This is a genomic window from Kitasatospora sp. MMS16-BH015, assembly GCF_002943525.1.
In the GTDB taxonomy this organism is placed as follows: Bacteria; Actinomycetota; Actinomycetes; order Streptomycetales; family Streptomycetaceae; genus Kitasatospora.
Window position 1 is genome coordinate 5,899,244 of the sequence record NZ_CP025394.1, and the last position, 14,350, is coordinate 5,913,593.

Genomic DNA, 14,350 nt, shown 5'->3' on the forward strand with positions numbered 1-14,350 from the left:
GCCCACCCCGTTGTCCGGTACGGGTGGGGCGGGTGTTAAACCTGTTCCGCCCCTGCCGAACTGTCGTTCCCCCCCCCGAAGGACGCCCGTGTCTCCCATGCGCCGCCGTCGCAAGCTGGCCGCTGCCATCGTCGTTGCCGCCTCCACCGGGCTGGCCGGAGCGGCGGGTACGCTGCCGGCCCTCGCGGTCAGCACCGGCACGCTCTACGTGGACAACTCCGCCGGGAACTGCGCCGACCACGGGCCGGGCAGCCAGGCGCAGCCGTTCTGCACCGTGCAGGCCGGCGTCGACGCCGCGCAGCCCGGCTGGACCGTCTCGGTCGGGTTCGGGAAGGGCGAGTACCCGGAGCAGGTCACCGTGCACAGCTCGGGCGCGGCGGGGCGGCCGATCGTGGTCAAGGGGCAGAAGAAGCGCGGTGACGCGCCGGTGGTCGGGGTGATCTCCGGGCTGGCCACGCCCGCCACGGCCCACGGCTTCCTGCTGGACGGTGTGCACGACGTGACGGTGCAGGGCTTCTACCTGAGTCAGACGGCCGCCGAGGCGGTGCTGGTCAAGGACTCCTCGGGCGTCACGGTCGACTCGAACGAGATCGTCATCGCCGGGTGGGGCAACAACGCCCAGGGCTCGGCCAAGGCCGTCCCCGGGGGCAACCCGGCGATCCGGCTGACCGGGTCGAGCAGCGGGGTGACCGTCAGCCGCAATGCCGTCGGTGGCGGCGAGGGCGGCGGCATCGCGGTGGACGCCGGCGTCACCGGCACGGTGATCACCACCAACGCCGTGACCGCCGCGGGCAGGGCCACCGAGGGGGTCGGCTACGGGATCGGCGTCACCGACGCGCCCGGCACCGTGGTCACCGGCAACACCGTGGCCAGCAGCGGAGCGGCCGGTATCGCCCTGCTGGGCCACTCCGACCACGCGGTGGTGGAGAACAACGTGGTCGCGGACTCGTACAGCCGGTCCTCGGCTGCCGAGGCCGCCGAGCTCTCGGTCTCGCCGGAGGCAGCCACCGGCACGAAGTCGGACTACAACTCGGTCTACCCGACCGGCAAGGGCGCCGCCTACCGGTGGGCCGGCACGGCCTACCAGCAGCCGGGCGACCTGAAGGGCGCCACCGGCCAGGGCTCCCACGACCTGCGCGAGGCCCCGAAGTTCCTGCTCGACGGCTCCGCCAACAGCTCGGTGACCCCGACGGCCGCCTCCGGCGCGACCGACTCGGCGGACGCCGACGCCCCCGGCGAGCTCACCACCGACCTGTACGGCCACCCCCGGGTGGACGACCCGCAGGTCGACAACACCGGTGCGGGAGCAGTGGGTTACCACGACCGGGGCGCGGTGGAGCTCGCCGCGTTCAGTCGGCTGAGCCTGGACTTCACCCCGTACAAGGGCCCGTACCCGCTGGCCGTGACGGTCACTGCGACTGCCGAGCGGAACTGGCCGCTGGCCACCACGTACACCTACGACTTCGGCGATGGCAGCGGCCTGCAGACCAGCACCGAGGCGCGGGTGCAGCACGTCTACCAGAAGCCCGGCAGCTACCTGATCTCGGTGACCGCGAGCGGCGCCGACCCGAACACCGCGATCTCCACCACCGGCATGGTGCCGCTGACCGTGGACGAGCCGGGCGACCTGGTGCCCGACCTGCGGGTGAGCAAGGACGACCGGCAGAACGGCGGCGGCCCGCTGGGGTACGTGGCGGACCTGAGCCGGAGCACCAGCCCCTGGTACTTCAGCGGCTACCAGGTCGACTTCGGTGACGGCTCCCCGGTGGAGCAGAACAACAACTTCCTGCACCACACCTACCAGCGCCCCGGCGACTACACGGTCACCGCGACCCTCAAGGACCAGGGTGGCCGGACGGCCACCGCGCAGCAGACCGTGCACGTCGGGTACGGGCAGCTGGGCTTCACACCGATCGCCCCGCAGCGCGTGCTCGACACCCGGCTGCCCGGCATGACCGGCAACTCCCGGCGGCTCGGGCCGGGCGAGTCGATCACCGTCTACGTGCCGACCGCGCCGGGGCACCCGCACGGGGACGCGGCGGTGCTCAACGTGACGGCGGTCAACCCCTCGCAGAGCGGCTACCTGAGCGTCTACCCGGCGGGCACCGACCGGCCGGCCACCTCGAACGTGAACTTCACCGCCGGGCAGACGGTGCCGAACCTGGTCACCGTGCCGACCGGCCAGGGCGACGCCGTCACCGTCTACAACTTCTCCGGCAGCACGGACGTGGTGGTCGACGCGATGGGCTACTACCAGGCCGACACCGGCAGCCGCTTCACCCCGCTGGCCCCGGCCCGACTGCTCGACACCCGCGCCACCTCCCCGGTCGGGCCGGACGGGACCACCTCGATCCAGGTGCGCGGCAACGCCGGGGTGCCGGCGGACGCCACGGCCGCGGTGCTCAACCTGACCAGCACCGACTCGGACGCCGGCGGCTACCTGACGGCCTACGCGAGCGGCACGGCCCGCCCGGGCACCTCGAACCTCAACTTCGGCCCGCGCCAGACCGTGGCCAACCAGGTGGTCGTGCCGATCGGCGCCGACGGCAAGGTCACGGTCTACAACCACACCGGCCACACCCACGTGGTCGCCGACGTCTTCGGCTACTACAGCCCGTCCGGCTCGCTCTTCACCCCGGTGCCGCCGACCCGCCTGGTCGACACCCGGCAGTCCTCGGCGCTCGGCGCCGGCTCGGTGCTCAAGGTGGACACCGGCCTCCCGGCCGGGGCCACCGGAGCCGTCCTGAACGTCACCGACACCGCCTCGACGGCCGCCGGGTACCTGACGGTCTGGGCCGACGGCGCGGCCCGCCCCGGCACCTCGAACGTCAACTTCGCGGCGGGCAAGACGGTGCCGAACCACGTCACCACCCCGCTCGGCGCGAACGGCGCGTTCGACGTCTACAACTTCACCGGGCGCTCGCAGGTGGTCGCCGACCTGTTCGGCTACTTCGCCAAGTGAGCCCCGGCCAGGGGGCGGCCTCCGGCGCGGCGGTGGCCCCCTGGCAGACTGGCTGGTGGCGCGGCCGGACTTCGACCACGGAGACGGCGCAGGAGTTGTTCAGCATGGGTAAGACGGATTCCGCCGAGTTCACAGCGTTCGCCGAGTTCGAGCGCAGCGGGTGGGCGCGGCGCGGCGACACCTACGACAGCGGGTTCGGCGCGATGACGGCCGGGCTGCACGGGCGACTGCTCGACGCGGCCGGGGTCGGCCGGGGTAGCTCGGTGCTCGAAGTCGGCTGCGGCAGCGGCCGGTTGGCTGCGACGGCGCTCGACCGGGGTGCCGTGGTGACGGCCACCGATGCCGTCCCCGAGATGGTCGAGGTGGCCGCCCGGGCGCTGCCCGGCACCCGAGTCCTGCAGGCCGCCCTCCCGGGCCTGCCCCCCGAGCTCCTGGCCGGCTCGTACGACGCGGCGGTCGGTGCCTTCGTGATCAACCACGTCCCCGACCCGGCCGGCGCCGTCGCCGAACTGGCCCGCGCCGTCCGCCCCGGCGGCCTGGTCGCCCTCTCCTGCTGGGACACCCTGGACCGCAACCGCGCCCAGGGCATCTTCTTCGACGCCGTCCGAGCCGTCGGCGCCCTCCCGCCCGCCGACCTCCCCGGCACCTCCCCCTTCGCCCCCTACGCGAGCCCCGACGCCTTCGCCACCCTCCTCCGCGAGGCCGGCCTCACGGCAGTCACCGTCCACCAGGTCACCTGGACCCACCGCGTCACCCCCGACCAGTGGTGGCAGGACGTCCTGTCCGGCACCGTCCTGACCTCCTCCCTGATCGAGGGCCAGACCCCGGCCATCATCGCCAAGATCCGGGCGGAGTACGACCACCTGACCGCCGAATTCCGGGAGGGCACCCAGGCTGCCCTCCCGGTGGCCGCCCTCCTGGCCGTGGGCACCCGAGTGGCCTGAGGTCAGCCGCCGGGGCCGAACCGGTCCGCGAGGACGGTGGCCCAGTCCGCATGGCCCAGGCCGGCGGCCATGAACAGGTCCCGCCAGTCCGCCTTCGCCAGCTTGACGACGGTGTCGAGGCTGTCGCCGTCCTGGAGGAGGATGGCCATCGCTCCGGCGAAGCGGTCCGCCTCTTGGCGGTCGGCGTCCATGTCGGCGAGCGCCGTGGTGATCTTCGCGGCGAACTTCGGTGAGAACTCGCGCGCCAGGACTCCTGACATCCAATCCGAGAGGACCATCTTCCGTACCCTAGGCCAAGAGGCCCACCAGTGTGAGCAGTTGAACGAACGGCGGCCACGGGGAGTCGAGCCCCCACGGCCGCCGCGCGGGTCAGCGGAGGGTGCCGTGGACGGCCTCCGGGTCGGTGGGGGAGAGGGGGGTGGTGGCGGTGCGGGCGGTCAGAGTGGCCGGGGGCGGGGTGAGGTAGGCGGGGGTGGGGTCGGCCTCGGGGACGCAGGTCTTGGCGATCTTGCCGGTGCCGGTGGGGAGGCTGCCGTCGCGGAGGTAGGCGGTGAAGGTGTCGTCCAGGCAGGCGTTGCCGTGGAAGAGGATCTCGTGGAAGCTGCCGCCGGTCTGGACGACCAGCTTGGAGCCCGGGAGGGCGTCGTGCATGGCGACCCCGCCCTGGTACGGGGTGGCGGGGTCCTCGGTGGCCTGGAAGAGCAGGACGGGCGGCAGGCCCTTGCCGGTGATCGGCAGGCGGCCGGCCTGGTTGCCCTGGTAGGGCCAGAACATGCAGGCGGCGTTGTACCACATGTTGTTGTAGGTGTAGAAGGGCGCGACCGCGTTGACCTTGGCCTGGTCCTTCTTCCAGAACTCCCAGTCGCGCGGCCAGGCGTTCTCGGTGCACTGCGCCGCGTTGTACGCCGGGAAGGTGCCGTCGTCCGAGCCGGGCGCGGCGTAGCGGTTGTAGGCGATGTTCAGCGGCCGGGTGTCGTGCCGGGTCAGGTACGCGGAGAGCACGGTGGCCATCCGGGGCCAGCGCAGGAAGTTGTACCCGCCGCTGTAGAAGGTGTCCTCGAACTCGGCCGGCCCGATCTTGCCGGGGGCGGGTGAGGCGTCCACCGGGTCGGTCCGCAGGGCGGCCTCCACCTGGTAGTAGGCCTTCTCCACGCCGGCCGGGTCGGTGCCCAGGTGGTAGACCGAGTCGGCCTTGGCCGTCCAGGCCGCGAAGGCGTCGAAGCGGCGCTGGTGCTCCTTGTCCTGGAGCACGTTGTGGTCGTACCAGCTGATGGTGGGCCCGACGATGCTGTCGAGCACCATCCGCCGCACGTGCGAGGGGAAGAGCTGCCCGTAGGTGGAGCCGAGCGAGGTGCCCCAGGAGCCGCCGTAGAAGTTGATCTTCGGGGCGCCGAGCGCCCGCCGGATCGAGTCCATGTCCCTGGCGTTGTCCACCGTGGTCATGTGCGGCAGCAGCCAGGACCAGTCGGCCGCGCAACTCGCCGCGTATCCGGCCGCCTTGGCTAGCCAGGCCTTCGAAGTGCCTTGGCTCACCTGGTAGTCGGGCCGCTCGGCGTCGAAGTAGTGGGCGTCGCAGATGACATGGGGCTCGCTGCCGTTGGTGCCACGCGGGTCGAAGCCGATCCAGTCGTAGGTGGAGGCCACGTCCTTGGGCAGCTGGCCGGAGATGTACGCGGGCATCCAGAGGCCGGAGTCGCCCGGGCCGCCGGGGTTGAGCAGGATCGGGCCCTGCTGCTGCGCCTTGGGGGCGGTGGCCGGCAGCCGGTTCAGCTTGATCTTGATCTTCTGGCCGTGCGGGTGGGCGTAGTCCACCGGCACCTCCAGCATCGCGCACTGGAGCGCGGGCGTGGCGGGGTCGTTGCAGGAGGCCCAGGCGAGCTTGCCCTGTCCGGAGTCCTGGAGGGCGTCGTCGCCGGGTGCGGCGCTGGCGGAGGCCCCGCTGAGGGCGGCCACGGCCGCGGCCGCCGAGAGCAGCGCGATGATTTTTCTCATGGTGAGCATGATGTGACATGTGCAATAACACAGCTAGAGAGCTGACCGGACTTTACCAAGCTGTGACGGCTTGGCCGTTGGGGCGCGCGGGGTGGCTCAGGAGGTCAGGTAGCAGGAGGCCCGGCCGTGCCCCTGGGACACCAACTCCGGTGCGGGGTAGAGGAATCCGTACGAGGCATCGCCCGCCGGCCGGGCCTTGGCGCAGGCAGCATCGGCGGCCGCCTCGACGTCTCCGGCGTCCTTGGGGAGCGGCGGGGTGGCGTACACCTGGCCGTCGTGCGGCCGGTCGCAGGGCACCAGCAGCACCCACTGGATCCCGCCGTCGGAGGTGCGCGAGCGCACGGTGAAGCAGTCGCCCGCCTTGAGGTCGAAGACGCTGTCGACCTTGGCGCTGGAGACCCCGCCGGACTTGTCCCGCTGCACCTGCGGGTCTGCCACGTCGAGCAGTTGGACCAGCAGCAGGCTCCACACCACCGCGCCGATCAGCCCGGTGACGGCCGCACGTACCGGGTCGCCGATCTGTCCGTGCTCTCCGTGCTGTCCTGCTGCGTCATGGCTCGCCCCCGGGCTTCGTTCGCATGCCCGATGGCCGCGTCGCGCCGAGACCTTAGCGGGCGGGGTGGCAGCTGCCGACGGCGGGCCGGTGGTGGAGCTCCGGGGCGGCGCGCGGTTGAGACGCTGGGACAAGAAGTCGAGCGTGCAGGCCATTCATCGTCTCGCCCGCGCTCCCTACCGTTGAGCAGGTCAAGGAGAGCGCGGAGCGAGGAGAAGAGACCATGCGTAAGGTGACGCAGCAGCGGTTCGGCGGCCCCGAGGTGCTGGAGGTCGTGACGGCGGAGCGGCCGGTGGCCGGGCCCGGCGAGGTGCTGGTGAAGGTGGCCGCCAGCGGCCTCAACCCCGTGGACGCGGCGGTCCGTTCGGGCTTCCTGCCGCTGCTCGGCGAGGGGTCGTTCACGCTCGGCTGGGACGTGGCCGGGGTGGTCGAGGCGGTGGGCCCGGGGGCCGGGTTCGCGGTCGGTGACGAGGTGTACGGGATGCCCAACTTCCCCGGCGCGGCCGGGGGTTACGCGGAGTACGTGGCCGCTCCGGCCGCCGAGCTGGCGGCCAAGCCGGCCGGGCTCTCCTTCGCCGAGGCGGCGGCGCTGCCGCTGGCCGGGCTCACCGCCTGGCAGAGCCTGGTCACCGCCGCCGGGCTGACGGCGGGGCAGCGGGTGCTGATCCACCGCGCGGCGGGCGGAGTCGGCCACCTCGCGGTGCAGATCGCCAAGGCCCGGGGCGCGCACGTGATCGGGCTGGCCGGTGCGGCCAAGCACGAGTTCCTCCGGAGCCTCGGCGCGGACGAGGTGATCGACTACCGGGCCACCGACTACACCGAGGTGCTGAGCGGGCTGGACGTGGTGCTCGACTCTTCCGCCGAGGGCGACCGCTCGCTGCGGGTGCTGCGGGAGGGCGGGGTGCTGGTCAGCATCATGCAGCACCACGACCAGGAGCTGGCCGCCCGGGTCCGGGCCGCCGGGCGGCGGTTCGAGGGGGTCTCGGTGCAGCCGGACGCCGCCGGGCTGGCCGGGCTCTCCGCCTTGGTCGAGGCGGGCCGGCTCCGGCCGCACCTGGCCGAGGTGCTCCCGCTGGCCGAGGTGGCCCGGGCGCACGAGCTCTTGGACACCGGCCGCACCCAGGGCAAGATCGTCCTGGCGGTCTGAGCAGCAGGAGAGAAGGGGACGGGCGTGGACATCCTCACCGAGGTGCTGGCGTCGATGCGGACCTCCCGCCCGGCGGCGGTCCGCACCAACGGCCGGGCCCCCTGGGCGCTGCGGCTGCCGCCGGTGGCCGGCGCCGGCTTCCACGTGGTGCTGCACGGCAGCTGCTGGCTGCTCGAACCGGACGCCTCCCGCCCCCCGCTCCACCTGCGCGAGGGCGACGTGGTCTTCCTCCGCGACGGCCACGGCCACGTCCTGGCCGACGACCCGGCCACCGAGCCCACCGAGCCGGGGGAGGAGGCCCTCGCGGTGAGCGAGCGCCGCGCGGTCGCCGCCAGAGCGGAGAGCGGACTCGACGGCGCGGCCGCACCGGGCCCGGAGCCCGCTTCCGACGGCCCGTCCGCTACCGGTGAAGGCCCGGCACCCGACGGCCCCGGTGTCGCCCGGTTCCGGGACGGCTCGCCGATCGGGACGGTCAGCCTCGGGGGTGGCGGGGCGGAGGCCCGGCTGCTCTGCGGCGCGTACCACCTGGACCAGGGGCGGCCGCACCCGCTGGTGCGGCAGCTGCCGGAGGTGGTGCACCTGGCCACCGGGGGCGGACGCCACCCGGAGCTGACGGCGGCGATCGGGCTGCTGCGCAGCGAGCTGGACGGCCCTCGGCTCGGGTCGGACGGGATCGTGCCCGCGCTGGTGGACTCGCTGCTGCTCTACGTGCTGCGGGCCTGGCTGGACGGGCAGCCGAGCGACGCCCTGGCCGGCTGGGCGGCGGCGCTGCGCGACCCGGTGATCGCCCCGGCGCTGGCCGCGATCCACCGGGCGCCGGACCGCCCGTGGACGGTGGAGGGCCTGGCCGCCCGGGCCGGCACCTCGCGGGCCACCTTCGCCCGCCGCTTCACCTCCCTGGTCGGCGAGCCGCCGCTGGCGTACCTGACCCGGTGGCGGATGACCACCGCCGTCGATCTGCTCAAGGACCCCGCCCTGCCGCTGGCCGCCGTCGCGGCCCGTACCGGCTACGGCTCCGAGTACGCCTTCGGCAAGGCGTTCAAACGCGAGTTCGGCCAGCCCCCGGGCGGCTACCGCCGACAGCTGGGGCCCGTCGCGGGAGCCACCGGTCTCGTTGGGTGAAACCGCGCGTCTCCGGTGGCGAACGGCTGAGCGAACCGGGGGGTGGCCAGGGAGACTGGCGAGGTGACCTCGCAACTCTTCGCCCCGGGCGTCCAGCAGACGCTGGACCTGATCGGCATCTTCGTCTTCGCCCTGTCCGGCGGCCTGATGGCCGTGCGCAAGAACATGGACATCTTCGGCATCTGCGTGCTGGCCGAGGCGACGGCGCTGGGCGGCGGGGTCATGCGCGACCTGGTGATCGGCGCGACCCCGGTGGTGGCCTTCACCAACATGGGGTACTTCTCCACCCCGCTGGTGGCCGGCCTGGTGGTCTTCTTCCTCCACCCGGAGGTGGAGCGGATCAACCGGGCGGTGCAGACCCTGGACGCGATGGGCCTCGGCCTGTTCTGCGTCACCGGCACCGCCAAGGCGCACGACTACGGCCTCGGCTCCACCGCCTCGGTCGCCTGCGGCATGCTCACCGCCGCCGGCGGCGGCGTGATCCGCGACGTGCTGGCCCACGAGAGCCCGTCCCTGCTCCGCTGGGACCGGGAGATCTACGCCGTGCCCGCGCTGGTCGGCGCCGCGGTGGTGGCCGTGCTGATCGGCACCGGGCACCTCGACGCCTGGACCGGGTCGGGCGCCGCGTTCTGCGCGTTCGTCCTACGGATGTGTGCCCTCAGGTACGGCTGGCGGGCGCCACGTGCTTGGCACCGCAACGGTTCTCGCACCAGCGAGGAGTAGGCGAGCCGCCGTACGCCAGCGAGATCGCCTCCACCGTGCAGAGCAGCTCCGGCACCAGCCGGCTGAGCTCGGCGATCGGGGCCAGCTGCACCGGGGCGGAGATCGAGCAGGCGGCGATCGCGGTGCCGTCGGTGCCGACGATCGGGGCGGCCAGGCAGTTCACCGCCTCCTGGTACTCGGCCTGGTCGGCGGCCCAGCCGTGCCGCTTCACCCCCACCAGCTCGGCCCGGAACTGCTCGGCCGAGCGGATCGAGTTCCTGGTCCGGGCGGGGAAGTCCTGACCGGCCAGAAAGGCCGTCAGCTGATCCTCCGGCAGGTCGGCCAGCAGCACCTTGCCCACCGCCGTGGCCACGGCCGGCACCCGCCGCCCGATCCGCCCCACCGGGTCCGGCCAGGACCCGGCCCGCTCGGGGTAGCGGCTGTCCACCTTGTCCAGGTAGAGCACCTCGCCGTCCTCCAGCACCGCGAGCTGCACCGCGTGCCCGTACCGCTCGTTCAGGGAGGCCAGGTACGGCGCGGCCACCTGCCGCACGTCGATCCCCTCCAGCCCCTGCTGCGCGAGCGACAGCAACCGCCCGCCCAGCTGGTACCGCTGGTCCGGCCGCCGCTGCACGAATCCGTGCTCCTGCAGGGTGCGCAGCAGCCGCAACGCGGTCGACTTGTGCACCCCCACACTCCCCGCCGCCTGCTCCAACGAGGCCGGCCCGGCTCCCAGCGAGGCGAGGATCGTCAGCGCCCGGTCCACCGACTGCGACATTGCCCCACCCCGTCCGTGCCTCGTAGCGACCAGGAGCCGGGAGGCCGTGGACTCCCGTCAGCGGCCTGGAGGTTAACGGCGCGTTGCAGCGGGTGCAATGGCCAAATCGTGACCCTGTCAGACCCGTCGGGCCTCGGCTGCCCGGCCGCGCCCTACACTTGGTGCCGCTATGCCATACCTGGATCACGCCGCCACCACCCCGATGCTGCCCGAGGCCATCGCCGCCATGAGCGCGCACCTCGGGGTCGTCGGCAACGCCTCCTCCCTGCACGCGGCCGGCCGGCGGGCCCGGCGGGTGGTGGAGGAGGCCCGCGAGTCCCTGGCCGTGTCGCTGGGGGCCCGGCCGAGTGAGATCGTGCTGACCGGGGGTGGGACGGAGTCCGACAACCTGGCCGTGAAGGGGCTGTACTGGGCCCGGCGGGACGCCGATCCGGTGCGGCGGCGGGTGCTGTGCAGCCCGGTGGAGCACCACGCGGTGCTGGACGCGGTGCACTGGCTGGCCGAGCACGAGGGCGCCGAGGTCGAGTACCTGCCGGTGGACGGCTTCGGCCGGGTGCACCCGGAGGCCCTCCGGGCCGCCGTCGAGCGCGATCCGGCCTCGGTGGCGCTGATCACCGTGATGTGGGCCAACAACGAGGTCGGCACCCTCCAGCCGATCACCGAACTCTCCGCCATCGCCCGTGAGTTCGGCATCCCGATGCACGCCGACGCGGTGCAGGCGCTCGGCCAGGTCGAGGTCTCCTTCGCCGAGTCCGGCCTGGACGCGCTGACCGTCACCGGCCACAAGATCGGCGGCCCGTACGGGGTCGGCGCCCTGCTGCTGGCGCGCAGCGCCGCTCCCGTCCCGCTGCTGCACGGCGGCGGCCAGGAGCGCGACGTGCGCTCCGGCACTCTGGACGTGCCCGCGGCGGCCGGCTTCGCCGCCGCCGCCGAGCTGGCCGTGGCCCGCCGGGCCACCCACGCGGCCGAGCTCACGACCCTGCGCGACCAGCTGGTCGCCGAGGTGCTCGCCGTCGTCCCGGACGCCCAGCTCAACGGCGATCCGGCCGCCGCCGGCCGGCTGCCGGCCAACGCCCACTTCTCCTTCCCCGGCTGCGAGGGCGACGCCCTGCTGATGCTGCTCGATGCCCAGGGCATCGAGTGCTCCACCGGCTCCGCCTGCTCGGCCGGCGTCCCCCAGCCCAGCCACGTACTGCTCGCGATGGGCGCCGACCCGCTGCTGGCCCGCGCCTCGCTCCGCTTCTCGCTCGGCCACACCTCGACCAAGGAGGACGTGGCCGCCCTGGCCGCGGCCATCGGCCCGGCGGTCCAGCGGGCCCGCAACGCCGGCCTGGCGGCCGCCCGCCGTAGCTGACCACCGAGGGCAACCACCAGGGGCGCGGGGAACGGCGCGGCCAAGCATCCACCTGCCGCAGCCTTACGCGGATGCCCTCGTTGCACTATCCGTTGACGGTGCAATCGGGCATCGCTGCGCAGGTGCGGCGAGCTCCCGGGCCGGTCGCGCAGTTCCCCGCGCCCCTGGATAGTGCAACTGACTGCCGTAGGCTTGTCGGCATCATGAGTGACTTCCCCGGTGCCCCCACCGCCCCCAGTAACGGCCGCCTGCGAGTGCTGGCCGCGATGTCCGGTGGGGTGGACTCCGCCGTCGCCGCCGCGCGGGCCGCCGAGGCCGGGCACGAGGTGACCGGTGTCCACCTCGCGCTGTCGTCCAACCCGCAGTCCTTCCGGACCGGCGCCCGGGGCTGCTGCACCATCGAGGACTCCCGGGACGCCCGCCGGGCGGCCGACGTGATCGGCATCCCGTTCTACGTCTGGGACCTGGCCGAGCGCTTCCGCGAGGACGTGATCGACGACTTCGTCGCCGAGTACGCGGCCGGCCGCACCCCCAACCCCTGCCTGCGCTGCAACGAGAAGATCAAGTTCGCCGCGCTGCTGGACAAGGCGATCGCGCTGGGCTTCGACGCCGTCTGCACCGGCCACTACGCCCGGATCGTCGATCTCCCCACCGGGGAGCGGGAGTTGCACCGCGCGGTGGACGCCGCCAAGGACCAGTCGTACGTGCTCGGGGTGCTCGACGCCGAGCAGCTCGCCCACTCGCTCTTCCCGCTCGGTGACACCACCAAGGAGGAGATCCGGCTGGAGGCCGAGCGCCGCGGCCTCGCGGTGGCCAAGAAGCCCGACAGCCACGACATCTGCTTCATCGCCGACGGCGACACCCAGGGCTTCCTGGCCAAGCACCTCGGCACCGCCACCGGCGACATCGTCGACACCGACGGCACCAAGCTCGGCGAGCACGAGGGCGCGTACGGCTTCACCATCGGCCAGCGCAAGGGCCTGCGGATCGGCCGCCCGGCGGCCGACGGCAAGCCGCGGTACGTGCTGGACATCTCGCCGGTCACCAACACCGTCACGGTCGGCCCGGTCGAGGGTCTGGACGTCTCCGCGCTCACCGCGATCCGCCCGCGCTGGTGCGGCGACACCCCGCCGGCCGACGGCCGCTACACCGCCCAGCTGCGCGCCCACGGCGAGGAGGTGCCGGTCACGGCCGCCGTCCGCGAGGGCGAGCTGCACGTGGAGCTGGACACCCCCGCCCGGGGCATCGCCCCCGGCCAGGCCGTGGTGCTCTACGACGGCACCCGGGTGGTCGGCTCGGCCACCATCGCCACCACCGAGCGGCGCGTCCTCGCCTGAAGCAGCTGACCTCCTGAAAAACGTGAGCGGCGGGCCTCGGGGCGCGTGATAGATCTGGGGGCACCATGAATATCACCGTGTTCTGTTCCGCGTACTCACTCGACGACCGCTACACCGCCCCGGCGGCCGAGTTCGCCCGGCTGCTCGGCGAGCGCGGCCACACCCTGGTCTGGGGCGGCTCGCACGCCGGGCTGATGGGCCTGCTCGCCGACGGCGTGAAGGAGGCCGGCGGCCGGCTGATCGGCATCTCGGTGGAGATGCTCGCGCACAAGACGTACGAGGGCGCGGACGAGCTGGTGATGACCCGCGACCTCGCCGAGCGCAAGGCCCAGCTGCTGGCCCGGGCCGACGCGATCGTGGTGCTGGTCGGCGGCCTCGGCACGCTGGACGAGGTGACTGAGGTGCTGGAGCTCAAGAAGCACGCGCTGCACGACAAGCCCGTGGTGCTGCTCGACACCGAGGGCTTCTACGAGGGCCTGCACCTCCAGCTCCGCCGGATGGACGCGGAGGGCTTCCTGCCCCGCCCGCTCGCCGAACTCGTCACCTTCGCCGCCACCCCGGCCGAGGCCCTCGACCACCTCCAGGAGCACTGATGGGCACCCACCTGATCACCGGCGCCGGCTCGGGCATCGGCGAGGCCGTCGCCGAGCAGCTGAGCAAGCGCGGCGAGGACATCTGGCTGATCGCCCGCAACGCCGGCCGTGCCGCGGCCCTGCGGCAGCGCTTCCCGGGTGCCCGCACCCTGATCGGCGACCTGGCCGACCCCGCCAAGCTCTCCTGGGCCTTCGGCCAGCAGGAGATGCCGGTGGAGGTCGACTCCCTGCTGCACATCGCCGGCGTCGTCCAGCTGGGCGAGATCGGCGACCTCGGGGTCAAGACCTGGCAGGAGCAGCTGAACGTCAACCTGCTGGCCCCCGCCGAGGTGACCCGCCTGATGCTCCCCTCGATCCGCCTGGTCAAGGGCCACGTCCTCTTCGTCAACTCCGGCGCCGGCCTGCGGGCCGGCGCCCAGTGGGGCCCGTACGCAGCCAGCAAGTTCGGCCTCCGCGCGCTCGCGGACTCCCTCCGCGAGGAGGAGCACGCCAACGGCGTCCGCGTCACCACCGTCTACCCGGGCCGCACCGCCACCGCCATGCAGCTCAAGGTCCACCAGCAGGAGGGCAAGGACTACGACCCCGCCCGCTGGATCGACCCCGCCTCGGTGGCCACCGCGATCCTGACCGCCCTCGACCTCCCGAGGGACGCCGAGATCACCGAGATCACCGTCCGCCCCGGACAGTAACCTGCACTACCCAGGGGCGCGGGGAACGGCGCGGCCAACCCTGCATCTCCTGCTGTCTTACACAGATGCCCAGTTGCACTATCCGTTGACGGTGCAACTGGGCATCGCTGCGATCTTGAAGGCGAGCTCCCGGGCTGGGCGCGCAGTTCCCCGCGCCCCCGGTGGTTACCCTCACCT

The 14,350-nt window shown here is 73.2% G+C and carries 13 protein-coding genes; 9 read left to right on the forward strand and 4 right to left on the reverse strand.

Going from position 1 to position 14,350, the window contains the following annotated elements; translation table 11 throughout:
• The first annotated feature begins 97 nt into the window (after positions 1 to 97).
• Together CFP65_RS25475 and CFP65_RS25480 are read left to right on the forward strand one after the other, a co-directional pair.
• Positions 98 to 2,962, forward strand: a complete 2,865-nt coding sequence (locus CFP65_RS25475; protein ID WP_104818384.1) for a right-handed parallel beta-helix repeat-containing protein — start codon at positions 98 to 100, stop codon at positions 2,960 to 2,962.
• Positions 2,963 to 3,066: 104 nt separating this feature from the next.
• Entirely contained in the window at positions 3,067 to 3,906 is an 840-nt protein-coding gene (locus CFP65_RS25480) for a class I SAM-dependent methyltransferase (protein WP_104818385.1), read from the forward strand.
• 2 nt (positions 3,907 to 3,908) lie between these two features.
• Here the strand turns inward: CFP65_RS25480 and CFP65_RS25485 are convergent, their stop codons facing one another.
• The 3 genes from CFP65_RS25485 to CFP65_RS25495 all read right to left on the reverse strand — a co-directional run bounded on the left by CFP65_RS25485 (position 3,909) and on the right by CFP65_RS25495 (position 6,372).
• Positions 3,909 to 4,184, reverse strand: a complete 276-nt coding sequence (locus tag CFP65_RS25485) for a hypothetical protein (protein ID WP_158702357.1) — start codon at positions 4,182 to 4,184, stop codon at positions 3,909 to 3,911.
• A 91-nt stretch (positions 4,185 to 4,275) separates the two neighbouring features.
• A complete protein-coding gene (locus CFP65_RS25490) occupies positions 4,276 to 5,898 on the reverse strand; it encodes an alpha/beta hydrolase (RefSeq protein WP_254552560.1) in 1,623 nt (540 codons plus the stop codon).
• Positions 5,899 to 5,994: 96 nt separating this feature from the next.
• The gene (locus CFP65_RS25495; RefSeq protein WP_104818387.1) at positions 5,995 to 6,372 is read right to left on the reverse strand and encodes a hypothetical protein; all 378 of its coding nucleotides are present in this window, start codon (positions 6,370 to 6,372) and stop codon (positions 5,995 to 5,997) included.
• 302 nt (positions 6,373 to 6,674) lie between these two features.
• Here CFP65_RS25495 and CFP65_RS25500 point away from each other — a divergent pair, with 302 nt between their 5' ends.
• From CFP65_RS25500 to CFP65_RS25510, 3 genes are all read left to right on the forward strand, one after another.
• A complete protein-coding gene (locus CFP65_RS25500; protein WP_104818388.1) occupies positions 6,675 to 7,598 on the forward strand; it encodes an NADP-dependent oxidoreductase in 924 nt (307 codons plus the stop codon).
• 24 nt (positions 7,599 to 7,622) lie between these two features.
• Complete coding sequence (locus CFP65_RS25505; protein WP_104818389.1) at positions 7,623 to 8,720, forward strand: AraC family transcriptional regulator; 1,098 nt, start codon at positions 7,623 to 7,625, stop codon at positions 8,718 to 8,720.
• 63 nt (positions 8,721 to 8,783) lie between these two features.
• Positions 8,784 to 9,443, forward strand: a complete 660-nt coding sequence (locus CFP65_RS25510) for a trimeric intracellular cation channel family protein (protein WP_104818390.1) — start codon at positions 8,784 to 8,786, stop codon at positions 9,441 to 9,443.
• On the opposite strand, the gene CFP65_RS25515 is transcribed toward CFP65_RS25510, so the two are convergent.
• Complete coding sequence (locus CFP65_RS25515) at positions 9,379 to 10,200, reverse strand: IclR family transcriptional regulator (RefSeq protein WP_104818391.1); 822 nt, start codon at positions 10,198 to 10,200, stop codon at positions 9,379 to 9,381. The genes CFP65_RS25510 and CFP65_RS25515 overlap by 65 nt on opposite strands.
• A 169-nt stretch (positions 10,201 to 10,369) precedes the next feature.
• On the opposite strand from CFP65_RS25515, the gene CFP65_RS25520 reads away from it, so the two are divergent.
• The 4 genes from CFP65_RS25520 to CFP65_RS25535 all read left to right on the forward strand — a co-directional run bounded on the left by CFP65_RS25520 (position 10,370) and on the right by CFP65_RS25535 (position 14,173).
• Positions 10,370 to 11,554, forward strand: a complete 1,185-nt coding sequence (locus CFP65_RS25520) for a cysteine desulfurase family protein (RefSeq protein WP_104818392.1) — start codon at positions 10,370 to 10,372, stop codon at positions 11,552 to 11,554.
• Between the two features lie 203 nt (positions 11,555 to 11,757).
• Entirely contained in the window at positions 11,758 to 12,891 is a 1,134-nt protein-coding gene (gene mnmA / locus CFP65_RS25525) for a tRNA 2-thiouridine(34) synthase MnmA (RefSeq protein WP_104818393.1), read from the forward strand.
• A 65-nt stretch (positions 12,892 to 12,956) separates the two neighbouring features.
• Positions 12,957 to 13,484, forward strand: a complete 528-nt coding sequence (locus CFP65_RS25530; protein ID WP_104818394.1) for a TIGR00730 family Rossman fold protein — start codon at positions 12,957 to 12,959, stop codon at positions 13,482 to 13,484.
• Complete coding sequence (locus CFP65_RS25535; RefSeq protein ID WP_104818395.1) at positions 13,484 to 14,173, forward strand: SDR family oxidoreductase; 690 nt, start codon at positions 13,484 to 13,486, stop codon at positions 14,171 to 14,173. The genes CFP65_RS25530 and CFP65_RS25535 overlap by 1 nt, the downstream gene beginning before the upstream one ends.
• Positions 14,174 to 14,350: the final 177 nt, after the last annotated feature.

What these genes read in the sequence shown, in the direction of transcription:
- CFP65_RS25490 (WP_254552560.1), bottom strand. Translation starts at nt 5,898, where the DNA reads ATGAGAAAAATCATCGCGCTGCTCTCGGCGGCCGCGGCCGTGGCCGCC.
- CFP65_RS25520 (WP_104818392.1), top strand. Translation starts at nt 10,370, where the DNA reads ATGCCATACCTGGATCACGCCGCCACCACCCCGATGCTGCCCGAGGCC.
- CFP65_RS25500 (WP_104818388.1), top strand. Translation starts at nt 6,675, where the DNA reads ATGCGTAAGGTGACGCAGCAGCGGTTCGGCGGCCCCGAGGTGCTGGAG.
- CFP65_RS25530 (WP_104818394.1), top strand. Translation starts at nt 12,957, where the DNA reads ATGAATATCACCGTGTTCTGTTCCGCGTACTCACTCGACGACCGCTAC.
- CFP65_RS25485 (WP_158702357.1), bottom strand. Translation starts at nt 4,184, where the DNA reads ATGGTCCTCTCGGATTGGATGTCAGGAGTCCTGGCGCGCGAGTTCTCA.
- CFP65_RS25535 (WP_104818395.1), top strand. Translation starts at nt 13,484, where the DNA reads ATGGGCACCCACCTGATCACCGGCGCCGGCTCGGGCATCGGCGAGGCC.
- mnmA (WP_104818393.1), top strand. Translation starts at nt 11,758, where the DNA reads ATGAGTGACTTCCCCGGTGCCCCCACCGCCCCCAGTAACGGCCGCCTG.
- CFP65_RS25480 (WP_104818385.1), top strand. Translation starts at nt 3,067, where the DNA reads ATGGGTAAGACGGATTCCGCCGAGTTCACAGCGTTCGCCGAGTTCGAG.
- CFP65_RS25475 (WP_104818384.1), top strand. Translation starts at nt 98, where the DNA reads ATGCGCCGCCGTCGCAAGCTGGCCGCTGCCATCGTCGTTGCCGCCTCC.
- CFP65_RS25515 (WP_104818391.1), bottom strand. Translation starts at nt 10,200, where the DNA reads ATGTCGCAGTCGGTGGACCGGGCGCTGACGATCCTCGCCTCGCTGGGA.